Genomic DNA, 21,062 nt, shown 5'->3' with positions numbered 1-21,062 from the left:
ACCTTCAGAGGACGAGCATCGCTTTGCTGCGCGCGATGGAAGCGCCTTTGCCGCCCACGGGCCGCGCTCCGCGCAAATCCGGCTGCCACAGCAATGCAGGGCTCGTCTTTCGCTTTGCACAAGAACCGCGGCCTGGCCGCTTTCCGGCCCCCCCGATCGATTGCGATCGACTGCCGGCAGGGTCCCTATGTCCCCACGGGCCGGGAAACTAACGGCTCGGGGGCCGATTTCCAACTGTTTTCTATATAGAGCGGGCCGCCGATTTTACGACCGTACATCGCGGGATTCCGGCCAAATCTGGCGCAATTTTCATGGTCCGGAGACCTTCGGACGCCATGATGGCGGTGACAGCATCGGCTTGGCCGGCGCCGAACTCCAAAATGGCGGAACCGGAGGGCTTCAAGAGCCGGGCGATTCGCGGGGCCAAGGCGCGGTATGCGTCCAGGCCGTCCGGCCCGCCGTCCAGCGCCGGACGCGGCTCGTGGCGCGAAACCTCGGGCTCCAGGGTGTCGATCTCGGCGGTCGGGATGTAGGGCGGGTTGGACAGGAGGACGTCGAAGCCGGGGCTGGCCTCCTCCGGCCAGGCGGTCTCGATCAGGCTGGCGCGGGCCTCCAGGCCGTGGGCGGCGACGTTGCGCCGGGCCCAGGCCAGCGCCTCGGGCGAGGCGTCGATGCCGACGCCATGGGCGGCCGGGTACTCCGTCAGCGCCGCGACCAGGAGGCAGCCCGAGCCGGTGCCGAGGTCGAGGATCGACAGCGGCGCGGAGCGGTCGGGGTAGAGGCGGATCAGCTCCTCGATCAGGGTTTCGGTGTCGGGGCGCGGGATCAGGACGCCGGGGCCGACGGCGAAGGCGACGCTCCAGAATTCCTTGGTGCCGGTGATGTAGGCGAGCGGCTCGCGCGCGGCGCGGCGGGCGCTCAGGGTGTCGAAGAGCCTACCGGCGGCGGCCCCCTCCACCGCTTCGCGGTCCCCCTCCCCCGCAACGGCGGGGGAGGAAAGAGAGCGTGCGAACTCCCACAGCAGTCTTGCGTCCAGGCGCGGGTTGTCGACGCCGGCTTCGCGCAGGCGGGCGACGGCGGCGGCGAGCGGATCGCTCACCCTTCCTCTTCCATCGCGGTCAGACGGTCGGCCTGGTCCTGCGCCACCAGCGCGTCGATGATCTCGCCCAGATCGTCGCCGGAGATGATGCGGTCGAGCTTATAGAGCGTCAGGTTGATGCGGTGATCGGTGACGCGGCCTTGCGGGAAATTGTAGGTGCGGATGCGCTCGGAGCGGTCGCCCGAGCCGACCAGCGATTTGCGCGTCGAGGCGCGGGCCGAATCCACCCGCTCGCGCTCCATGTCGTAGAGCTTGGCCTTCAGCATCTTCATCGCCGCCGCCTTGTTCTTGTGCTGCGACTTCTCGGTCTGCTGGGCGATGGCGATGCCGGTCGGAAGATGCGTGATGCGCACCGCGCTCTCGGTCTTGTTGACGTGCTGGCCGCCGGCGCCCTGGGCGCGGTAGACGTCGATCCGAAGGTCCTTGTCGTCGATGACGATGTCTACGTCCTCGGCCTCGGGCAGCACGGCGACGGTCGCGGCGCTGGTGTGGATGCGGCCCTGCGCCTCGGTTACCGGCACGCGCTGCACGCGGTGCACGCCGCTCTCGAATTTCAGCTTGGCGAAGGCGCCCTGCCCCGTGACGTCGAGCACGGCGTCCTTGATGCCGCCGAGGTCGCTGTCGGTGCGCGACAGCATTTCGGTGCGCCAGCCCTGGAGCGAGGCATAGCGCGTGTACATCTCCAGGAGGTCGGCGGCGAACAGCGCCGCCTCGTCGCCGCCCGTGCCGGCGCGGATTTCGATGATGGCGTTGGACGCGTCGGCGGCGTCCTTGGGCAGGAGCTGGATGCGCAGATCGTGCTCGAGCGTCTCGAAGCGCTGCTTGAGTTCGGCGCGTTCCTCCTCGGCGAGGCTGCGCATCTCGCTGTCGGTCTTGGGGTCGGCGATCATCGCCTCGGCGCCGGCGAGCTGGTCCTGCACCGAGCGGTAGTCGCGCACCACGTCGATGATGGGCGCGAGCTCGGCATGTTCCTTGGAGAGCTTCACGAAGGCCGGCCCGCCCGCGCCGGACGACAGCTCGGCCTCGACCGCGTGGAAGCGGTCGAGCAGGCGTTCGAGCTTGGCGGATGGGATCATTGCGGTTCCTAAGATAGGATGCGCGGACCCCTTCGCGAGGCGCGCGCATGACCTTTCGGCTACCCGGCTATCACGCGGCGTTCGCGTTCCTCAAGGGGCTGGTCCTTCTGGGGCTGGCGGCCGGCGCGGCCCAGGCGCAGAGCCAGCAGGCGCTGTTCGACGGCTATGTCGGCTCCCCGGCCTATCGGGGGATCCTGCTCAAGGCCTATAACGACGCCGAGCCGGCGACGCTCAAGGCCAAATGCCCTGTCCTGACGCTGGTCTCGTTCGACAAGCCCGAGATCGTCGAGGCGCCGGCCTTCGTGAAGGGACCGCAGGGATGGCGCGCGAGCACCGGCGCCTGGGTCCAGCGCGCCACGCTGGACGCCTGCGGCACCAAGGTGCTGCGCCGCGCGCTGGTCGAGACCAAGTCCGACAACACGCTGCGCACGCGCGGGCTGCTGCCCGGCGAATTCGCCGGCGGCTACAAGCTGGAAGAAACGGCGCATGCCTATGTCGTCGAAAGCATGATGAACGTGACCAAGTGCAAGGACTGGAAGACGCCGGCGGTGCTCGACATCGTGGCGGCGGGCAAGCCGTCGCCCAAGGGCTGGCGCGAGAACTGGACGGGGCTGATCTGCGGCAGGACGGTGACGGCGCGCGTGGACTACGTGCCGAACGGCGCACAGACCGATGTGGTGACGAGCCAGATCAAGGCGCGGTAGGCGTCCGCCGATAGGGAAACCGATACCAGAATGTCATCCCGCGAAAGCCGGAAGCCAGATCGGCCGCTCGCCCGGTCGCTGGATGCCCGCCTTCGCGGGCATGACAAGTCTTTCTATTGCGCCGGTTCCAACACGGGCGCGACGGTGCCGCGGCCCGCCTCGATCTCGGCGGCCTTCTTCTCGCAGAGCTCGACGACGTGCTCGACCAGCTTCTCGTTGTCGAGGCGATAGGCCGGCTTGCCGTTCAGATAAATCTGGCCGTGGCCCTTGCCGGCGCCGCCGCCGGTGAAGGCGAGATCGGTCTCGCGCGCCTCGCCTGGGCCGTTGACGACGCAGCCGATGATCGACAGCGACATCGGCGTCGAGATATGCTTGAGCCGGTCTTCCAGCGTGCGAACCGTGTCGATCACGTTGAAACCCTGGCGGGCGCAGCTCGGGCAGGAGACGATGTTCACGCCGCGATGGCGCAGGTTCAGCGACTTCAGGATGTCGAAGCCGACGCGCACCTCTTCCACCGGATCGGCGCTGAGCGAGACGCGGATCGTGTCGCCGACGCCGCTCCACAGGAGCATGCCCATGCCGATGGAGGATTTGACGGTGCCGGAGATCATGCCGCCGGCCTCGGTGATGCCCAGATGGATCGGGCAGTCGACCGCGTCGGCGAGCTGCTGATAGGCGGCGACCGCGAGGAAGGCGTCGGACGCCTTCACCGATATCTTGTATTCGCGGAAATCGAGGTCATCGAGGATCTTGGCGTGGTTGAGCGCGCTCTCCACCATCGCTTCGGGGCACGGCTCGCCGTATTTCTCGAGCAGCTCCTTTTCGAGGCTGCCGGCATTGACGCCGATGCGCATCGAGCAGCCGTGATCCTTGGCGGCCTGCACGACTTCCTTCACGCGATTGGCGTTGCCGATATTGCCGGGATTGATGCGCAGGCAGGCGGCGCCGGCCACCGCGGCCTCGATGGCGCGCTTGTAGTGGAAATGGATGTCGGCGACGACCGGGATGTTCGCGGCCCGCGTGATCGCCCGCATCGCCTTGGTCGCGTCCTCGTCCGGGCAGGAGACGCGCACGATGTCGGCGCCGGCCTCCTCGATGCCGCGGATCTGGTCGATCGTGGCGCGGGCGTCGCCGGTGACGGTGTTGGTCATGGTCTGCACGGTGATCGGGGCGTCGCCGCCGACCGGCACCTTGCCGACCATGATCTGGCGCGACTTGCGCCGGTGGATATCGCGGTACGCGCGTACGCTCATCAGAGGCCTCCGCCGGTGCGGTCGACGATCGATTGCGGATCGAGCGACAGCCCTTCCGCGACGCCGGCATCCCGGCCGGCAAAACCCTTGGTTTCGCCGTCGAGGTCGATCTCGACCGCATTGGCATTCGTCGTCGTCAGCGTCAGGCCGACGACATTGGGGACCTGGTAGGTGTCGCCCGGCTGGAGCGTGCGGTTGATGTAGACCATCCCGTCCTCGCCCTGGACCAGCACGCGCGTCGCCTGATGCACGCGCAGCACGACGCGGGCGCCGCGATTGTTCGCGCCATAGACCTGGCCTTGCGGCAGCGGGGCGGGCGCCGGGGCGCCGGCGGGCGGCGCCGTGCCGGCGGCGGCCTCCGGGGTACCTGCCGCGGGCGCGGCCGGCGTCGCGGCCGGCGGCGGCGCGGGCTGCGGCGTCGCCTGAACGACCGGCTTCGGCGCGAGCTGTGGCGGCGCGGGGACCGGCTGCGAGGTCATCGAACTGGTCGAGCTCAACACATAATAAGCGCCATAGGCCATCAGGAGCACGACGACGGCCGCGATGATCTTCCAGCCCTGCGGCAGGCGGCGGTTCTCGTCCTCGTCGATGACGGAGACGGCGGGGACGTTGTCGGTGTCGGAACGCCCGGCGATCTCCGCCTTGAAACGCTCCAGGCATTGCTGGGTGTCGAGGCCGAGATAATCGGCATAGGAGCGGACGAAGCCCACCGCATAGGTGCGGCCGGGAAGCTGTTCCAGCCGGTCCTCCTCGATCGCCTCCAAGTGGTCCTTGCGGATCTTCAGCGCCTTGGAGACGGTCGCCAGATCGTCGCCGCGGCGCAGGCGGGCGGCGCGCAGATCCTGGCCCACCGTCTCCAGCGGGGCGTCGCTGTCGCCGGAGATTTCGCGCAGATGGATGCGCCGGCTCTTCATGTTGCCGTCGTCATCGAGCGTCAGGCGGGTCACTTTGGTCATTGGCAAAGCATTATCCGCTGCGCCGCACCGGTGCCAGCCAATTCTTTGAAACCGGCCGAAAAGGCGGCGTTTTTTACAGGCCTATCGCGATGGGCGGACGGCCGCCCCCCGCGATGAGGTCAGCGCGAGCTGCCGCCGCTGACGCCGCCGCGCTGCATGCGGCCGACATTTTCCTGGCCGACGCGCGTCATCTCCTGCCAGACGGCCTTGGTCAGGCACACACGGCGGCCGCCCAGGCGCGAGCCGGTCGGCGGGGGCATATCCTTGCAGATCATCTTGTCGGCATCGGGATCGGGCGGAATCGCGGCAACCGCCTGACCGGGAGCGCCGGTATTGGACGGGGCGTTCGGCGTAGCGACCATGGCGGGCGCGGCGACCGTGCTAGGCGTCGTGACCGTGCCGGGCGCCGCCGGAGCGGGAGCCGGATCCGACTGGGCCTGCGCGCCGATCAGCGACAAACCCAAGGCGGCGGCAGCCGCAATACCCATCATACCGTAGTGCAAGATGCTCTCTCTATTGGTGGACACAGACGATCCTTTTCGCATGCGCACAGCGAAATCAAGCGCAGGCGTTCCGGTCACGACAATTTGACGCCATTTATTTCAGCGCGATCCCGCGCTCGGCCGCGAAAGCCGCGAGCCGCGTGCGCAGGCTGTGGTCGGTGCGGCCGCAAAGTTTCGTGACGAAAGGCGTCACCTCGCTCAGATCCATGCTGCGGATCATCAGCTTGATCGCGCCGATATTGGCCGGATGCATGGACAATGTACGCAAGCCCAGCCCCAGCAGCGCCATGGCGTCGAGCGGCTTGCCGGCCATTTCGCCACACAGCGACAGCTCGCCATGGGCCTCGGCCGAACTGTTCACAATGAGACGGATCAGCGTCAGCGACGCCGGATTGAGCGTGTCGTAGCGGCGCGAGACGCGCGGATTGGTGCGGTCGACCGCGAAGGCGAGCGACAGAAGATCGTTCGAGCCGATGGAGACGAAATCGGCCGAGCGCATCAGCTGCGGCAGCATGAAGGCGAGCGCCGGGACTTCGAGCATGGCGCCGACCAGGACCTGCTTGGGCCGCTCCTGGCCGAGCAGGCGGGCGCGTTCGGTCTCGCGGTCGATCAGGGCGCGGGCGCGGTTGAACTCGTCGACATTGGAGATCATCGGCAGGAGGATGCGCAGCACCCGCCCCGTCGCCGCCATCAAAAGCGCGCGGACCTGGTAGCGCAGCAGGGCCGGACGGTCGAGCGCGATGCGGATGGCGCGCCAGCCGAGCGCCGGATTCTCCTCGCGCTCCCAGCGCGCATAGGGCAGCACCTTGTCGCCGCCGAGGTCGAGGGTACGGAACACGACGGACTTGTCGCCGGCCGCGTCGAGGATCTCGCGATAGAACGACACCTGGTCGGCGAGGCGCGGCATGGTCTCGCCGATCATGAATTGAAGCTCGGTGCGGAACAGGCCGACGCCGTCGGCGCCGGATTGCGCCAGATGCGGCATGTCGAGCTTGAGCCCGGCGTTCATCATCAGCTTGATCGGCACGCCGTCCTTGGTGACGGCGGGAAGATCGCGCAGCGCCGCGAAGCGCGCCTGGACCTGCTCGCGCAGCGAGCGCTTGACCTCGAAGGCGGCGACGATCTCGCTCTGCGGGCGCAGGTGCAGCTCGCCGGTCTCGCCGTCGATCGCGATCTCGTCGCCGCCGCGCGCGGAATCGGTGATGCCCTCGACCGAGCCGATCAGCGGCAGGCCCATCGAGCGGGCGACGATGGCGACATGCGAGGTCGAGGCGGCCTCTTCGAGCACCAGGCCCACGAGGCGTTCGCGGCTGTAGTCCAGGAGCTCGGCCGGGCCCATGGCGCGGGCGATCACGACGGCGTTGAGCGGCAGCTCCTGGATGCCGCTTTCGCCGGTCAGGTGGCGCAGGAGGCGGCGCGCCAGGTCGTCGAGATCGTGCAGGCGCTCGCGCAGCACCGGATCGTCGAGGCGCTGGACGCGCACGCGCATCTCGTCCTGCACGCGCTCGACCGCGGCCTCGGCGGTGAGGCCGGTGCGCACCGCGTCGCGCATGCGCTGGCGCCAGCCCTGGTCGTGGGCGAAGAGGCGGTAGGCCTCGATGACCTCGCGGCCCTCGCCGGTGAGGTCGAGCTCGCTGGAATCCAGCATCTTGTCGACCGCGTCGCGCAGCGAGCCGATGGCGTCCTCGAGCCGGGTCAGCTCCTCCAGCGTATTTTCGGCGATCATGCGCTCGACTTTTACGCGCGGCTCATGGAGCACGACGCGGCCGATGCCGACGCCTTCCGACAACCCCTCGCCGTGGAAGGTGCGCGGCCGGTCGGCGCGCAGCTCGGGCTCGTCGAGCTCGGAGAGCTTGAACAACCCGCCCTGGGCGACGACCTCGGCCAGCACCATGGCGACGGTCTGCAGCGCCTCGACCTCTTCCTCGGAATAGAGGATGGCCTGGCGGTTCTGCACCGTGAGCACGCCGAACACCTGGCCGCCGCGCACGATGGGCACGCCGAGGAAGGATTTGTACGGGTCCTCGCCGGTCTCGGGCCGGTAGGAGAAATGCGGATCGGACGGCGCATCCGACAGGTTCACCGGCTCGGCGGTTTCGGCGACGAGGCCGACAAGGCCCTCGCCTTCCTTCAGCCGCGTGTTGTGGACGGCGCTGCGGTTCAGGCCCTCGGTGGCGAAGAGTTCGAGCGCCTTGCCGGCCCGGCGCAGATAGATCGAGCAGACCTCCGCCACCATGATGGTCGCGATGACGGTGACGAGCTTGTCGAGCCGCATCTGGGCGCTCGTCTGCTCGGCCATGATCTCGCGCAGGCGTCGCAGGAGAATGCGCGGGCCGCCGGCGGCTACGGGCATCAGAACTCCTTTTCCTCCCCCGCGTTTGCGGGGGAGGTGTCGCTGGAGCGCAGCGACAGCGACGGAGGGGGGAAGTGTATGGGCGACGGTGCGGGGCGGGCCCCCTCCGCTTCGCTCGCGAAGGGCTCGCTCAGCACCTCCCCCGCAAACGCGGGGGAGGAAAAGAGGGGGGCTCTTTTCATCTACGCCACGTCCAGTTCATACGCCGAATGCAGCGCGCGCACGGCGAGCTCGACATATTCCTCGGCGATCAGCACCGAGACCTTGATCTCGCTGGTCGAGATCACCTGGATGTTGATGCCCTTCTCCGACAGGGTGCGGAACATGGTCTGGGCCACGCCGGGATGGGCGCGCATGCCGATGCCGATGATCGAGACCTTCGCCACGTCGGCGTCATGCGTCATCTCCCGATAGCCGATCTGCTCGGCCGCCTTCTCGATCGAGGCCAGGGCGCGGGCGAGCTCGCCGCGCGTGACGGTGAAGGTGAGATCGGTCTTCTTGCCGTCTTCCGACACATTCTGGACGATCATGTCGACGTTCACGCCGCTGTCCGCCAAGGGCCCGAAGATCGCCGCGGCGATGCCGGGGCGGTCCGGGATCTTGTGCAGGGTGATCTTCGCCTCGTCGCGGCTATAGGCGATGCCGGTGACCGGTTTCTTTTCCACGATGTCTTCCTCGTCGCAAAGCAGCGTGCCGCCCTTGTCCGGATCGAAGGTGGACAGGACGCGGGTGGGCACGCGGTGAAGCATGGCGATCTCGACCGAGCGGGTCTGCAGGACCTTGGAGCCCAGCGACGCCATCTCGAGCATCTCCTCGTACGAAATCTTCTCCAGCCGGCGCGCCTTCGGAACGATGCGCGGATCGGTGGTGTAGACGCCGTCGACGTCGGTGTAGATGTCGCAGCGGTCGGCCTTCAGCCCCGCCGCGACCGCGACGGCCGAGGTGTCGGAGCCGCCGCGCCCCAGCGTCGAGATGCGGTCATGGCCCGCGACGCCCTGGAAGCCCGCGACGACGGCGACTTCGCCCTTGCCGAGACTCTCGTTCATCAGATCGGAGTCCATGCCTTCGATCCGGGCGGAGCCATGGACCGAGGAGGTGCGCAGCGGAATCTGCCACCCCATCCAGGACCGCGCCGGCACGCCGATGGCGCCCAGCGCGACGGCGAGAAGGCCGCTCGTCACCTGTTCGCCGGTGGCGACGATGACGTCGTATTCGCGCGGGTCGGGGATGGCGGGCGCGTTGGCGCCGGGCGCCCTGGCGATGTCGTTGGCCCAGGCGACGAGCTTGTTGGTCTCCCCCGCCATCGCAGAGACCACGACGGCGACCTGGTTGCCGCGGTCGCGCTCGCGCTTCACCAGGGTCGCGACATGGCGGATGCGGTCCAGGTCGGCCACCGAGGTGCCGCCGAATTTCATCGCAATCTTCGCCATGGTTCAAAAGTTCGCTGGTTGCCCGGGATACATAGACGGCGAAGTGCTGGGGCTCAATGCAAGGTTTCCTCCCCCGTGTTTGCGGGGGAGGTGCCGAGCGGAGCGAGGCGGAGGGGGCCCCCTCCGTCGCGCCTTCGCTTCGCTACGTCGCGCCACCTCCCCCGCAACAGCGGGGGAGGAAGTGCTACGATCGCAAGGATGACCAGCAGCGACACCACCATCGACGCCGCCGAAGTCGCCAAGTTCTCGGCCATGGCGGCGGAGTGGTGGGACCCGGCGGGCAAGTTCGCGCCGCTGCACAAATTCAATCCCGTCCGGCTCGCCTTCATCCGCGATACCGCCGCGGCGCATTTCGGCCGTTCGGGGTTGAGGCCGTTCGAGGGCCTGACCCTGCTCGATATCGGCTGCGGCGGCGGATTGCTGTGCGAGCCCATGAGCCGGCTGGGCTTCGCGGTGACCGGCGTCGATCCGTCGGAGAAGAACATCGGCACGGCGAAAGCCCATGCCGCCGGCCTGCCCATCGCCTACCGCGCCGCGAGCGCGGAGACGCTGGAGGCGGAAGGGCTGACCTTCGACATCGTCCTCAATATGGAAGTGGTCGAGCATGTCGCCGACCTGCGCGCCTATCTCAGGGCCTGCGCGCATCTTGTGAATCCGGGAGGCCTGACGATCGTGGCGACGCTGAACAAGACGCTCAAATCCCTGGCGCTGGCCAAGATCGGGGCCGAGTACATCCTGCGCTGGCTGCCGCCCGGCACGCATGACTGGAACCGGTTCGTCGAGCCCGCAGAGCTTCGCAGATTGCTTGAAGGCGCCGGGCTCAACCCGTTGAAAACGCAAGGCGTGGCGTTCGATCCGATCGCCTGGGACTGGCGGCTGTCGGACGATATAGACGTGAACTATATGGTGGTGGCGAGCCGGTAGAAACGCCTGGATCCCCTTCCCTCGCCGCGCTTGGCGCGGCTCGCCGGGATGACCTCGCTGTCGCGAGGTCAGTTCGCGCCGTCGAGATCGGGCGGCAGCGGGGCGACGTCGACGCCCTCCTCCAGCAATTCCTTGGCTTCCTCGAGCGAGGCCTCGCCGTAGATGTGGCGCTCGTCGGCCTCGCCGTAGTGGATCTTGCGGGCTTCCTCGGCGAAGTTGGGGCCGACATAGTCCGCGTTCCGCTGCACATATTTGCGCAGGCCCGTCATGAACTGGCGCATCCTGCCGGCTTCCTCGGCGGTGACGGTCTGCTTCTTCGCGCCGGAGACCGCCGGCGCCATGATCGCCTTCTCCACCTTGCGGGAGTCGCAGACCGGGCAGGTCAGCGAACCGCCACGCGCCTGGTCCTCATAGGCCAACGAATCGCGGAACCAGCCCTCGAACTCGTGGGCATTCCTGCAGCGGAGATTGTAAACGATCACGCCCGAGCCTTCTTCCAGTCCCGGTGCCAGCTTACACGACGGAATCGCCGGCCGGTTCGACAATTCACAACGCTTAGCGCCTGCGCCGCGGCGCTGGCAAGGACGCCGCCGTTAACCATGCGCCGCGCAGGGCGTCAGGGGCCTTTGAAGGGGCGGTCATGCTGCAGGTTCGGCACGCGGGCGCGCGCCGCCGTCACGGCGGCGGGATCGATGTCGGCGAGGATGATGCCGGGCTCGGTGCCGGCCTCGGCCAGGACCTCGCCCCAGGGCGCGATAATGATCGAATGGCCATAGGTCTTGCGGCCGTTGGCGTGTGTGCCGCCCTGGGCGGGCGCGAGCACGAAGGCGCCGTTCTCGATGGCGCGGGCGCGCAACAGGATGTGCCAATGGGCCTTGCCGGTGGTCTCGGTGAAGGCGGAGGGGGCGGTCAGCAGGAAGGCGCCCTTCTGGGCGAGCGCGCGGTAAAGCTGCGGAAAGCGCATGTCGTAGCAGATCGTCAGCCCGATCTTGCCCCAGGGCGTGTCGGCGAGGACGGCTTCGTCGCCACCGGCGACCGTATTGGACTCGCGGTATTTCTCGCCCGACGGCAGGTCGACGTCGAAGAGATGGATCTTGCTGTAGCGCGCCGCGATGCGGCCCTTGGGATCGATCAGGAATTCGCGGTTGGCGGTCTTGGTCTCGCTGACCTTGATGGCGAGCGAGCCGATCAGGAGCCAGATGCCGAGCTCTTCCGCCAGGGCGCGGAAGGCGGGCAGCGCGGGATCGTGGTCCTCGTCATAGGAGCTCGCGAGCTTGGCGCCGCCATCGGGCGCCATGAGCGTGGTGTTCTCGGGCGTGGCGATGAACTGCGCCCCCCGCCCCTTCGCTTCGCGGATGAATTCGGAGGTCGTGCGGATGTTCTCCGCGACGTCGTCGGACGAGCGAAGCTGGACGCAGGCGGCTTTGAAGATGCTCATCGTGTCACGATAGCGCGGAAACTATCCCGCCAGAAGCGGGTCGAGCTTGCCCTGGCTTTCCAGCGCGTAGAGGTCGTCGCAGCCGCCGACATGGGTTTCCCCGATGAAGATCTGCGGCACGGAGCGGCGGCCTTCGCTCTTGGATTCCATTTCGGCGCGGGCGTCGGCGTCCATGAAGACGTCGACCTCCTCGAACGGGGCGCCCTTCTTCTTCAGGAGCGCCTTGGCACGCACGCAATAGGGACAGATGGGGGTCGTGTAGATCTTGATCTTGGACATGGCGAGCGACTCGTAGGCACCCTTCCGTGACAGTTATATAATATCGCCAGCGGCGGGGCGGACAACGCGGGCGAGCGCCAAAACCAGGACTTTCGCGGCCCCTGCGCGCTTTAGCGCACGCGCGCAGGCGTCGACCGTGGCCCCGGTGGTCAATACGTCGTCGACCAAAAGAACGTTACGCGCTGCGATGGCCGATTTGTGGCGGGGCGAAACCTTGAACGCACCCAGCATGTTGCGCCGCCGCGCCTTGGCGGACCGCATGGCGCCCTGGCTGGGGGTGGCGCGGCTGCGCGTGAGCGCCAGAACGTCGCAGGGTTTGCCCGAGAGCCGGCCCAGGGCGCGGGCGAGCTCCGCGGACTGGTTGTAGCGACGGGTCCAGAGCCGGCCGGGATGGAGGGGAACCGGGACCAGGAGGTCGGCCTCTTCCAGGAAGGCGCGGCCGCCGCGGTCGAGCCAGCGGGCGAAGGCGGGCGTGAGGTCCAGCCGGTCGCCATGCTTGAGGGCGAGGATCGGGCCGCGGCTCGCTTCGTCGTAGCGCATGACGGCGCGGGCGCGGTCATAGGCCGGCGGATGGGCGTGACAGGCGGCGCAGAGCGTGTCGCCGCCGGGATCGAACTCGAACGGCGCGCCGCAGGCGGAACACATCGGGCCGTCGAGGAAGCGCACCTTTTGCCAGCACGGGGCGCAGAGTGCGCCGGGCTCCGCCACCTGGGAGCGGCAGCCGATGCAGAGCGGCGGATAGACGAGATCGAGCACCGCCCGCCCCGTTCTCATCAGGCCGCGTTTGAGGCCGCCCTGCAATCCCCCGCTCATGGCGCTAGTGTAGCGCAATGACCGAAGGACCGCCGCGGATATTCGATCGCAAAGCCATCCGGCTCCATGACGCCAGGGCCGCGCGGATCGGCGGCGACCGATTCCTGCACGACGAAGCCGCCCATCACCTCGTCGAGCGGCTTTCTGCCGTTCCAAAGCGCGAATGGATGTGGCGTGTCGCCATCGAAGCGGCGATGGATGACGAAGAGCACCTCCGGCTGGATCGGGCGCCCTACGATCTGGTGACCAGCATCCTGGCGCTGCATGCCGTCAACGACCTGCCGGGCGTGCTGGTCCAGGCGCGCCGCGCCCTCAAACCCGACGGGCTGTTCCTGGCGGCTCTGTTCGGGGGCGAGACGCTGACCGAGCTGCGCCAGTCGCTCGCGGCGGCGGAGATCGAGATCGTAGGCGGCATCAGTCCGCGGGTCGCGCCGTTCGCCGATGTGCGCGATCTGGGCGGGCTGCTGCAGCGCGCCGGCTTCACGCTTCCCGTCGCCGATGTCGAGCGCACGGTGGTGCGCTATCGCGATTTCACGCAGCTCGTCCGCGACCTGCGCGCCATGGGCCAGACCAATGCGCTGGTCGAGCGCAGCAGGAAACCGATGCGGCGCGAGATGCTGGCGGCGGCGATGGCGCATTATGCGCGGCACTTCTCCGATCCGGACGGCAGGCTGCGCGCGACCTTCGATATCGTCTACCTCACCGGCTGGGCGCCGCACGAGAGCCAGCAGAAGCCGCTGAAGCCGGGAACCGCGACGGCGCGGCTGGCGGGCGCGCTGGGAACGAAGGAATTGCCGGCCGGCGAGGCGCCGCCGAAGCGTCAGACGTAGTCCGCCAGCGCGTTGAAGAAGGCGGTCAGGCTCGTGCCGATGCTGCTGACGGCGGCGAAGATCACGATGGAGACGATGCTCGCGATCATCGCGTATTCGATCGCGGTGGCGCCGGAGGCGTCGCGCGCGAGGTGGCTCAGAGCAGATCGCGCAGCATGGGGACGAGCGGCAGGTCCGCCGGCGGCATCGGATACTGTGTCAGATCCCGCGGCCGGACCCATTTCAGCGCGCTGTGCTCGCGGGCCGTCGGCGTGCCCTCCCAGCGGCGGCAGAGATAGAGCGGCATCAGCAGGTGGAAATCCGGATAGGCGTGCGAGGCGAAGGCGAAGGGCGCCAGACAGGGTTCCTTGATCGCGATACCGAGCTCCTCGCCCAGTTCGCGGATCACGGTTTCTTCCGGACGCTCGCCCGGCTCGATCTTCCCGCCCGGAAACTCCCATAATCCCGCCATCGCCTTTCCCGGCGGGCGCTGCGCGATCAGCACGCGGCCATCCGGATCGATCAGCGCGCAAGCCGCTACGAGCACAAGCCTGGCGCGTGTGTCCGCCATGATGCCGAGACCCTCCTAACGGCCGATTAACAATTAGCAGTGGGGTCTGGGGAGGTCGAACGCAAGTTCCGCGGGCGCAACTGCGTCATGAGAGCGCCGCGGCGCCGGGCGCCTTGTCGAGGACCGGGCCCGCGGCGTACCGCTCGCGGAAAATGAGCGAGCCTTGCCGCATGACCGACTATCTCCATCTTCCCTCCCGTTTCGCCGAGGGCGGCATCAATGTGGTGGTCGAGACCCCGCGCGGGGCGCGGACCAAGTTCAAATACGACCCGCAGCTTCAGGCCTTCCGCATGTCGCGGCCGCTGACGCTGGGCCTGCGGTATCCCTTCGACTGGGGCTTCGTGCCGTCGAGCTGCGCCGAGGACGGCGATCCGCTCGATGCGCTGGTGCTGCATGACGGCGAGAGCTATCCCGGCGTTGTCATCCCCTGCCGGCCGGTCGGCGTGCTGGAGGTGATCCAGCGCGAGGAGGGGCGGAAATTCCGCAACGACCGCGTGCTGTTCGTGCCCATGGCGGCGCCGCGGCAGCGGAACATGCGCGACGTGCTGTCCCTCTCGAAGCCGATGAAGCAGGAGCTGGAAGGCTTCTTCCAGGCCGCGATCGCCGGCACCGCCAAGGAGATCGCCTTCGAGGGCTGGCGCGGCGCGCGTGCCGCCATGGCGGCGGTGAAGGCGGCGGAGGCGAAATTCCGGGCGCCCGCGTAACGCCGCGGTCAGCCCTGCCCGGCGGCGGCTTCGAACCGCGAGCGTCCGAAGACATAGGCCTGCGGCTCGACGACGGTGCGGCGAAAGAAGCCGCCGATCATCGCCATGACCTCGGACACCATCCGCGGATGATTGGCAAAGCCGTGCGGAAAGCCGGCGAAGAGGTGCAGGTCGACCTTGCCGCCGGCTTCGCGCACGCGCCCCGCATAGGCGAGCGAGGTGCTTACCGGAACGATCCGGTCGGCGTCGCCGTGCAGCAGCATGACGGGCGGCAGGCCGGGACCGACATGGCCGAGCGGGCTGGCGAGCGCCGCCGTCTCGGCCGAGATCTCCGCGCCGGGCAGCGCGGCGGCGGGGATGCCGCCCGAGGGGCGCTCGTCGCCGACATAGAACAGGACCGGCGGATAGATCGCGGCGACGGCGGCCACGCGGGCCGACACGCCGCCGGCGCCTTCCGGCGGATCGAGGCGGGGGTCGTCGCCGCTGCCGGCCGCGAGCAGCGCCAGCTGGCCGCCGGCGGAATGACCTTCGAGGCAGAGCTTGTCCGGATCGAAGCCGAGTTCGGAGGCGCGCGCGCGGCTCCAGCGCAGCGCGCGTTTCACATCGTGGATCTGGGCGGGAAAGCGCGCCTCGCCGGTCAGGCGATATTCGGACGTGAGGACGACGAAGCCTTGCGCGGCCAAGGCCGTCGCATGCGGGACCAGCATGGCCTTGCTGCCGCGCGCCCAGGCGCCGCCATGCAGCATGAGAACGGCCGCGCCGTTTGCGGTGCCCGCCGGGCGGTAGACGTCGAGCGTCAGCGGCCGGTTGCCGGCATCGGCGAAGGGAATGTCGCGCTGCGTGGTCATCTCAGCTTCGATAGCTGCCATTGATGTCGATGTAGCCGTGGGTGAGGTCGCAGGTCCAGACGCGCGCGGTGCCCTTGCCCAGGCCGATGTCCACCGCGATCTCGACCTCGCGGCCCTTCACCGCCCTGGTGGCGGCGGCCTCGTTGTATTTGGGCGAGCGTTCGCCCGCTTCCGCCACGACCTGGGCGCCGAAGCTGATCTTCAGCCTGTCGCGATCGGCCGGCTCGCCGGCCTTGCCCACCGCCATGACGATGCGGCCCCAATTCGCGTCCTCGCCGGCGATGGCGGTCTTCACCAGCGGCGAGTTGGCGATGGAGAGCGCGATGCGCTTGGCGGATTCGTCGCTCTCCGCCCCGCTCACGTCGATGCGGATCAGCTTCTGCGCGCCCTCGCCGTCGCGCACCACCTGGAGCGCGAGATTGAGCAGCACCTTGTCCAGCGCCTGGCGGAATTCGTTCAGGCGCTTGTCGCTCGCCTTGGAGATCGCGGGATGGGTGGCGCCCTTGCCGGTGGCGAACAGCAGCAGCGTGTCGCTGGTGGAGGTGTCGCTGTCGACGGTGATGGCGTTGAAGGAGGGCTTCACGCCCGCGCTCAGCAATTCCTGCAGCACCGGCGCCGGCAGCTTGGCATCGGTGAAGACGAAGGACAGCATCGTCGCCATGTCCGGCGCGATCATCCCCGAGCCCTTGGCGATGCCGTTGATCGTCACCCGCTTGCCGTCGATGGTCGCCGATGCGGTGGCGAGCTTGGGATAGGTGTCGGTGGTCATGATCGCCTCGGCGGCGGCGCGCCAGCCGCCGGCGGCGCCCTCCTCCGCCAGCGTGCCGAGGATTTTCGTGATGCGGCCGGCCGGCAGCGGCTCGCCGATGACTCCCGTTGACGCCAGGAAGACCTCGCCCGGCTTGCAGCCGACGATGGCGGCGGCTGATTCCGCGACTTGCCGGGCGCCGTCATAGCCGGCCTTGCCGGTGAAGGCGTTGGCGTTGCCGCTGTTGACCACCAGGGCGCGCGCGGCGCCGCCGGCCAGGCTCGTCTTGCACCAGTCCACCGGCGCCGAGGCCGTCTTGGACCGTGTGAAGACGCCCGCCGCCTGCGTTCCGGCGGAAAACACCGCCAGGAGGACGTCGGTGCGGTCCTTGTAGCGGACCCCGGCCTCGCCGGTGGAAAGGCGCACGCCGGCCAGGGGCGGCAGGCTGGGATAGGTCTTGGGCGCCAGCGGCGATACGGCATGGTCCGCGCCCTTGGCGGGCTTTGCCGCCGTCTTTGCCTGCGCCATGGACCGCCCTCGGAAATCGGGCGCGGATGTGACCGGAATCCCCTGATTTGACAAGGGGGTGAGCCGTTCTTATGTCTCCGCCGCTCCTGCCATGCCGGACTTGCGCCCCAAGACCGCCATTTCCGACAGGTTTACGAGGTTTTCATGCTGGGTTTCAGCGACATAGCGCAACGCCTCTTCGGGTCCTCCAACGAGCGGAAGATCAGGCCCTATAAGGCAAGGGTGGCCGAGATCAACGCCCTGGAGCCCAAATTCGCCGCGCTGTCGGACGATCAGCTTCGCGCCCAGACGCCCGCCTTCAAGGAACGCCTCGCCAAGGGCGAGACCCTGGAGGACCTGTTGCCGGAAGCCTTCGCGGTGGTCCGCGAGGCGGCCAAGCGCACGCTCGGACAGCGGCACTACGACGTGCAGCTCGTGGGCGGCATGGTCCTGCATTACGGGAACATCGCCGAGATGAAGACCGGCGAGGGCAAGACGCTGGTCGCGACCCTCGCGGTCTATCTGAACGCGCTCGCCGGCGAGGGCGTTCATGTCGTGACGGTGAACGACTATCTCGCCAGCCGCGACGCCGACTGGATGGGCCAGGTCTACAAATTCCTCGGCATGAGCGTCGGCTGCATCGTGCACGGCCTGACCGACGAGGAGCGCAAGACCGCCTACAATTCCGACATCACCTACGGCACCAACAACGAGTTCGGCTTCGACTATCTGCGCGACAATATGAAGTACTCGATCGCGACGATGGCGCAGCGCGGCCATTCCTTCGCGATCGTCGACGAGGTGGACTCGATCCTGATCGACGAGGCGCGCACGCCGCTGATCATCTCGGGCCCGACGGACGACCTGACCGAGCTCTACAAGCGGGTCGATGCGATGATCCCGCTGCTGCGCAAGCCCGGCACCAAGAAGATCAAGAACCGCGACGGCAAGGAAGTGCTGGAGGATCCGGGCGACTACGAGCTCGACGAGAAGTCGCGCAACGTCACGCTGACGGACGCCGGCAACGAGCACATGGTGGAGCTCCTGAAGGGCGTGGGCCTCCTGGAGAGCGGCGATCTCTACGACATCGAGAACATCTCGATCGTCCATCACGTCAACCAGGCGCTGAAGGCGCACACCATCTTCCAGAAGGACCGCGACTACATCGTCAAGGACGGGCGGATCGTCATCATCGACGAGTTCACCGGCCGCATGATGGAAGGGCGGCGCTTCTCCGAAGGCCTGCACCAGGCGCTCGAAGCCAAGGAGCATGTCGAGGTTCAGCCCGAGAACGTGACCCTCGCCTCGATCACCTTCCAGAATTATTTCCGCCTCTACGACAAGCTGGCGGGCATGACCGGCACGGCGATGACCGAAGCCGCCGAGTTCATGGACATCTACAATCTCGACGTCATGGAAGTGCCGACCAACATGCCGGTCAGGCGCATCGATGCCGACGACGAGGTCTACCGCACCGCCGAGGAGAAGAACGAGGCGATCATCAAGCTGGTCGAGGAATGCCGCGTGAAGGGCCAGCCGGTCCTGGTCGGCACCACCTCCATCGAGAAGTCCGAGCAGCTTTCCGAGCTGATGAAGAAGCGCAAGATCGTGCACAACGTGCTGAACGCGCGCTATCACGAGCAGGAAGCCGCCATCGTCGCTCAGGCGGGCGTCTCGGGCGCGGTGACCATCGCGACCAACATGGCCGGCCGCGGCACCGACATCCAGCTCGGCGGCAATCTCGAAATGCGCGTCAAGGTCGAGCTCGGCGGCGTGATCGACGAGAACGAGCGCGCCAGGCGCATCGACGAGATCAAGAGCGAGATCAGGATCGACAAGGAGAAGGTCATCCAGGCCGGCGGCCTCTACATCGTCGGCACCGAGCGGCACGAGAGCCGGCGCATCGACAACCAGCTGCGCGGCCGGTCGGGCCGCCAAGGCGATCCGGGCGCCTCGAAATTCTTCCTGAGCCTGCAGGACGACCTGATGCGCATCTTCGGATCGCAGCAGATGGACGCGATCCTGACCCGTCTCGGCCTGGAGAAGGGCGAGGCGATCGCCCATCCCTGGGTGAACAAGGCGCTCGAAAAGGCGCAGCAGAAGGTCGAGGCGCGCAACTTCGAGATCCGCAAGAACATCCTCAAATACGACAACGTGCTGAACGACCAGCGCAAGGTGATCTTCGAGCAGCGCCGCGAGATCATGTCGGCCGACGAGGTGACCGAGCAGGTCTCCGAATTCCGCGCCGAGGTCGTGGCCGATCTGGTCTCCAGCCATATCCCCGAGCGCGCCTATGCCGAGCAGTGGGACGCCGCCGGGCTGCACGACGAAGTGCTCGACATCTTCGGCGTCGACCTGCCGATCGTGGACTGGACGAAGGAAGAAGGCATCGCCGACGAGGAAGTGCGCGAGCGCATCATGTCGGCGGTCGACAAGAAGGCGGCCGAGCGCGCCGCCAATTTCGGCCCCGAACTGATCCGCTATGCCGAGAAGGCGATCCTTCTGGAGACGCTGGACCACGACTGGCGCGAGCACATCATCCAGCTCGATCATCTGCGGCAGTATGTGGCGCTGCGCGGCTACGGCCAGCGCGATCCCTTGAACGAGTACAAGGGCGAGGCCTTCGCGCTGTTCGAGAGCCTGCTCGGGCGGATGCGCACCGGCGTGATCCGCAAGCTGATGCACTTCCAGGTCGCGTCCGAGCCGATCCCGCAGCTGGTCGATCCCTCGCTGCAATCGATGCGCGTCTCGCATATCGATCCGTTGACCGGCGAGGACGATTTCGCGGCGCCGGCGCCTTCGGCCGGCGGCCCGCGCGCGATCCCGCGCGACCGCGACGTCGCGGTGGATCCCAACGATCCCAGGACCTGGGGCAAGGTGCAGCGCAACGCGCCCTGCCCCTGCGGGTCGGGCCGCAAGTTCAAGCATTGCCACGGCGCGCTGGTCTAGCGCGTCGTCGCCGCGCTCGCCTGGGCGCTCGGGCGGACCCCAGGCGGCTCGCCAGCCTCCCTGCCGCTGCTATAAGTCCGAAACCGCGCGGCGCCTTGGCGCGTTCGCGCCAAAAGGATTCCCGCGATGCGGCATGATTACAAGGAAAACGGCACGGCCGTCTGGGTCGACCTGCACAACCCGACGCCGCAGGAGATCGCGGAGGCCTGCGAGGCGTGCCATCTGCGCATCCCCACGCGGGCGGAACTGGACGAGATCGAGACGTCGAGCCGGCTCCAGGCCGAGGGCGACACGCTGACCATGAGCCTTCCGATCACGCCCTATCATCCGGGCGTCGATCCGGTGTCCGCGCCGATCGGCTTCGTGCTGACGCCCAGGATCCTCGTCACCGTGCGGTTCGACGAGCTGCACACCTTCCACAAGGTCGGCGAGAAGGTCAGCAACGACAGCGAGACCTATACGAGCGCGCAGATCTTCGCGCTGATCGCCGAGGCGATCGTCGACTATGCCGCCGACAAGTTCGAACACATCCAGACCGACACGCGGGCGGTCTCGCGCAACGTCTTCCACCGCGCGCCGCGCTCGCGCCACAACGTCTCGCGCAGCAATGCGATGCTGCGCGAGACCCTGATCCATCTGGGCGACATGGGCGAGCGGCTGTCCGAGAATCGCGAGACGCTCCTGACCCTGCAGCGCGCCCTGCCCTTCGTGCTCGACCGCGGCGGAAAATGGATCGGCGACGACGTCGTGCTGCGCCTGAAGACCGCCGGCGCCGACATCCAGTCGCTGAACGATTTCGAGACCCACCTGACCGACAAGGTGCAGTTCCTGCTCGACGCGACGCTGGGCTTCATCAACAACGAGCAGAACGACATGTTCAAGGTGCTGACGATCGCCTCGGTGGTCGGCATCCCGCCGGTGTTCGTCGCCGGGCTCTACGGCATGAATTTCGTCAACCAGCCGGAATATCACTGGGCCTTCGGCTATGAATGGGGCTGGCTGATGATCGTCGTGAGCACGATCATCCCCATCGCGTGGTTCAAATGGCGCGGCTGGTGGTGATCGCCTAAGGGCGGTGACGCCGCCGTAATATATCCA

The 21,062-nt window shown here is 67.8% G+C and carries 21 protein-coding genes; 6 read left to right on the top strand and 15 right to left on the bottom strand.

What is annotated here, in order from left to right:
- Window positions 1-241: 241 nt before the first annotated feature.
- Complete coding sequence (gene prmC, locus WDN01_06280; GenBank protein MEJ0025620.1) at window positions 242-1,099, bottom strand: peptide chain release factor N(5)-glutamine methyltransferase; 858 nt, start codon at window positions 1,097-1,099, stop codon at window positions 242-244.
- Complete coding sequence (gene prfA / locus WDN01_06275; GenBank protein ID MEJ0025619.1) at window positions 1,096-2,175, bottom strand: peptide chain release factor 1; 1,080 nt, start codon at window positions 2,173-2,175, stop codon at window positions 1,096-1,098. Before prfA ends, prmC begins: the two co-directional genes overlap by 4 nt.
- 47 nt (window positions 2,176-2,222) lie before the next feature.
- Between prfA and WDN01_06270 the strand changes: the two genes are divergently transcribed.
- A complete protein-coding gene (locus WDN01_06270; GenBank protein MEJ0025618.1) occupies window positions 2,223-2,879 on the top strand; it encodes a hypothetical protein in 657 nt (218 codons plus the stop codon).
- Between the two features lie 113 nt (window positions 2,880-2,992).
- Here the strand turns inward: WDN01_06270 and ispG are convergent, their stop codons facing one another.
- The 5 genes from ispG to WDN01_06245 form a co-directional block, all read right to left on the bottom strand.
- Window positions 2,993-4,132 carry a flavodoxin-dependent (E)-4-hydroxy-3-methylbut-2-enyl-diphosphate synthase gene (gene ispG, locus WDN01_06265; protein MEJ0025617.1) on the bottom strand — a complete coding sequence of 380 codons (1,140 nt, stop codon included), beginning with the start codon at window positions 4,130-4,132 and terminating at the stop codon, window positions 2,993-2,995.
- A complete protein-coding gene (locus tag WDN01_06260) occupies window positions 4,132-5,088 on the bottom strand; it encodes a RodZ domain-containing protein (protein ID MEJ0025616.1) in 957 nt (318 codons plus the stop codon). The genes ispG and WDN01_06260 overlap by 1 nt, the downstream gene beginning before the upstream one ends.
- 119 nt (window positions 5,089-5,207) lie before the next feature.
- Window positions 5,208-5,591 (bottom strand): hypothetical protein, encoded by a 384-nt coding sequence (locus tag WDN01_06255; protein ID MEJ0025615.1) that lies wholly within the window; start codon window positions 5,589-5,591, stop codon window positions 5,208-5,210.
- A 94-nt stretch (window positions 5,592-5,685) separates the two neighbouring features.
- On the bottom strand, window positions 5,686-7,944 hold the full coding sequence (gene ptsP, locus WDN01_06250) for a phosphoenolpyruvate--protein phosphotransferase (protein ID MEJ0025614.1): 2,259 nt from the start codon (window positions 7,942-7,944) through the stop codon (window positions 5,686-5,688).
- Between the two features lie 182 nt (window positions 7,945-8,126).
- On the bottom strand, window positions 8,127-9,374 hold the full coding sequence (locus tag WDN01_06245) for an aspartate kinase (GenBank protein ID MEJ0025613.1): 1,248 nt from the start codon (window positions 9,372-9,374) through the stop codon (window positions 8,127-8,129).
- Between the two features lie 198 nt (window positions 9,375-9,572).
- Between WDN01_06245 and ubiG the strand changes: the two genes are divergently transcribed.
- A complete protein-coding gene (gene ubiG / locus WDN01_06240) occupies window positions 9,573-10,298 on the top strand; it encodes a bifunctional 2-polyprenyl-6-hydroxyphenol methylase/3-demethylubiquinol 3-O-methyltransferase UbiG (protein MEJ0025612.1) in 726 nt (241 codons plus the stop codon).
- A gap of 68 nt (window positions 10,299-10,366) precedes the next feature.
- On the opposite strand, the gene WDN01_06235 is transcribed toward ubiG, so the two are convergent.
- The 4 genes from WDN01_06235 to WDN01_06220 form a co-directional block, all read right to left on the bottom strand.
- The gene (locus WDN01_06235; protein MEJ0025611.1) at window positions 10,367-10,780 is read right to left on the bottom strand and encodes a DUF1178 family protein; all 414 of its coding nucleotides are present in this window, start codon (window positions 10,778-10,780) and stop codon (window positions 10,367-10,369) included.
- A gap of 134 nt (window positions 10,781-10,914) precedes the next feature.
- A complete protein-coding gene (locus WDN01_06230; protein ID MEJ0025610.1) occupies window positions 10,915-11,736 on the bottom strand; it encodes a carbon-nitrogen hydrolase family protein in 822 nt (273 codons plus the stop codon).
- Between the two features lie 21 nt (window positions 11,737-11,757).
- Complete coding sequence (grxC, locus tag WDN01_06225) at window positions 11,758-12,015, bottom strand: glutaredoxin 3 (GenBank protein MEJ0025609.1); 258 nt, start codon at window positions 12,013-12,015, stop codon at window positions 11,758-11,760.
- A gap of 33 nt (window positions 12,016-12,048) precedes the next feature.
- Window positions 12,049-12,828 carry a ComF family protein gene (locus WDN01_06220; protein ID MEJ0025608.1) on the bottom strand — a complete coding sequence of 260 codons (780 nt, stop codon included), beginning with the start codon at window positions 12,826-12,828 and terminating at the stop codon, window positions 12,049-12,051.
- 17 nt (window positions 12,829-12,845) lie between these two features.
- On the opposite strand from WDN01_06220, the gene WDN01_06215 reads away from it, so the two are divergent.
- The gene (locus WDN01_06215; GenBank protein ID MEJ0025607.1) at window positions 12,846-13,658 is read left to right on the top strand and encodes a methyltransferase domain-containing protein; all 813 of its coding nucleotides are present in this window, start codon (window positions 12,846-12,848) and stop codon (window positions 13,656-13,658) included.
- Here the strand turns inward: WDN01_06215 and WDN01_06210 are convergent.
- Window positions 13,649-13,879, bottom strand: coding sequence for a Flp family type IVb pilin (locus tag WDN01_06210; GenBank protein ID MEJ0025606.1), 231 nt, complete (start codon window positions 13,877-13,879; stop codon window positions 13,649-13,651). The two genes, WDN01_06215 and WDN01_06210, sit on opposite strands and share 10 nt — an antisense overlap.
- The gene (locus tag WDN01_06205; GenBank protein ID MEJ0025605.1) at window positions 13,795-14,208 is read right to left on the bottom strand and encodes a (deoxy)nucleoside triphosphate pyrophosphohydrolase; all 414 of its coding nucleotides are present in this window, start codon (window positions 14,206-14,208) and stop codon (window positions 13,795-13,797) included. The genes WDN01_06210 and WDN01_06205 overlap by 85 nt, the downstream gene beginning before the upstream one ends.
- 170 nt (window positions 14,209-14,378) lie before the next feature.
- Here WDN01_06205 and WDN01_06200 point away from each other — a divergent pair, with 170 nt between their 5' ends.
- Window positions 14,379-14,912, top strand: coding sequence for an inorganic diphosphatase (locus WDN01_06200; protein ID MEJ0025604.1), 534 nt, complete (start codon window positions 14,379-14,381; stop codon window positions 14,910-14,912).
- Window positions 14,913-14,920: 8 nt separating this feature from the next.
- On the opposite strand, the gene WDN01_06195 is transcribed toward WDN01_06200, so the two are convergent.
- Both WDN01_06195 and argJ read right to left on the bottom strand, forming a co-directional pair.
- Window positions 14,921-15,760, bottom strand: coding sequence for an alpha/beta hydrolase (locus WDN01_06195; GenBank protein ID MEJ0025603.1), 840 nt, complete (start codon window positions 15,758-15,760; stop codon window positions 14,921-14,923).
- Window position 15,761: 1 nt separating this feature from the next.
- A complete protein-coding gene (argJ, locus tag WDN01_06190) occupies window positions 15,762-17,036 on the bottom strand; it encodes a bifunctional glutamate N-acetyltransferase/amino-acid acetyltransferase ArgJ (GenBank protein MEJ0025602.1) in 1,275 nt (424 codons plus the stop codon).
- A gap of 144 nt (window positions 17,037-17,180) precedes the next feature.
- On the opposite strand from argJ, the gene secA reads away from it, so the two are divergent.
- Together secA and WDN01_06180 are read left to right on the top strand one after the other, a co-directional pair.
- Window positions 17,181-19,964 (top strand): preprotein translocase subunit SecA, encoded by a 2,784-nt coding sequence (secA, locus tag WDN01_06185; GenBank protein MEJ0025601.1) that lies wholly within the window; start codon window positions 17,181-17,183, stop codon window positions 19,962-19,964.
- A 126-nt stretch (window positions 19,965-20,090) separates the two neighbouring features.
- Window positions 20,091-21,026: a magnesium transporter CorA family protein gene (locus WDN01_06180; GenBank protein MEJ0025600.1), complete on the top strand. Its 936-nt coding sequence runs from the start codon at window positions 20,091-20,093 to the stop codon at window positions 21,024-21,026.
- Window positions 21,027-21,062: the final 36 nt, after the last annotated feature.

Source organism: Rhizomicrobium sp., from assembly GCA_037200985.1.
Classification (GTDB): domain Bacteria; phylum Pseudomonadota; class Alphaproteobacteria; order Micropepsales; family Micropepsaceae; genus Rhizomicrobium.
The sequence above is the reverse complement of the archived record's forward strand: the minus strand, read 5'-3'. Positions and strand labels throughout refer to the sequence as shown.

Bases quoted from the DNA above. Each gene is read 5' to 3' on its own strand.
- prfA (MEJ0025619.1), bottom strand. From the start codon at position 2,175: ATGATCCCATCCGCCAAGCTCGAACGCCTGCTCGACCGCTTCCACGCG.
- WDN01_06270 (MEJ0025618.1), top strand. From the start codon at position 2,223: ATGACCTTTCGGCTACCCGGCTATCACGCGGCGTTCGCGTTCCTCAAG.
- ispG (MEJ0025617.1), bottom strand. From the start codon at position 4,132: ATGAGCGTACGCGCGTACCGCGATATCCACCGGCGCAAGTCGCGCCAG.
- WDN01_06260 (MEJ0025616.1), bottom strand. From the start codon at position 5,088: ATGACCAAAGTGACCCGCCTGACGCTCGATGACGACGGCAACATGAAG.
- ptsP (MEJ0025614.1), bottom strand. From the start codon at position 7,944: ATGCCCGTAGCCGCCGGCGGCCCGCGCATTCTCCTGCGACGCCTGCGC.
- WDN01_06245 (MEJ0025613.1), bottom strand. From the start codon at position 9,374: ATGGCGAAGATTGCGATGAAATTCGGCGGCACCTCGGTGGCCGACCTG.
- ubiG (MEJ0025612.1), top strand. From the start codon at position 9,573: ATGACCAGCAGCGACACCACCATCGACGCCGCCGAAGTCGCCAAGTTC.
- WDN01_06230 (MEJ0025610.1), bottom strand. From the start codon at position 11,736: ATGAGCATCTTCAAAGCCGCCTGCGTCCAGCTTCGCTCGTCCGACGAC.
- grxC (MEJ0025609.1), bottom strand. From the start codon at position 12,015: ATGTCCAAGATCAAGATCTACACGACCCCCATCTGTCCCTATTGCGTG.
- WDN01_06220 (MEJ0025608.1), bottom strand. From the start codon at position 12,828: ATGAGCGGGGGATTGCAGGGCGGCCTCAAACGCGGCCTGATGAGAACG.
- WDN01_06215 (MEJ0025607.1), top strand. From the start codon at position 12,846: ATGACCGAAGGACCGCCGCGGATATTCGATCGCAAAGCCATCCGGCTC.
- WDN01_06210 (MEJ0025606.1), bottom strand. From the start codon at position 13,879: ATGGGTCCGGCCGCGGGATCTGACACAGTATCCGATGCCGCCGGCGGA.
- WDN01_06205 (MEJ0025605.1), bottom strand. From the start codon at position 14,208: ATGGCGGACACACGCGCCAGGCTTGTGCTCGTAGCGGCTTGCGCGCTG.
- WDN01_06200 (MEJ0025604.1), top strand. From the start codon at position 14,379: ATGACCGACTATCTCCATCTTCCCTCCCGTTTCGCCGAGGGCGGCATC.
- WDN01_06195 (MEJ0025603.1), bottom strand. From the start codon at position 15,760: ATGACCACGCAGCGCGACATTCCCTTCGCCGATGCCGGCAACCGGCCG.
- argJ (MEJ0025602.1), bottom strand. From the start codon at position 17,036: ATGGCGCAGGCAAAGACGGCGGCAAAGCCCGCCAAGGGCGCGGACCAT.
- secA (MEJ0025601.1), top strand. From the start codon at position 17,181: ATGCTGGGTTTCAGCGACATAGCGCAACGCCTCTTCGGGTCCTCCAAC.
- WDN01_06180 (MEJ0025600.1), top strand. From the start codon at position 20,091: ATGCGGCATGATTACAAGGAAAACGGCACGGCCGTCTGGGTCGACCTG.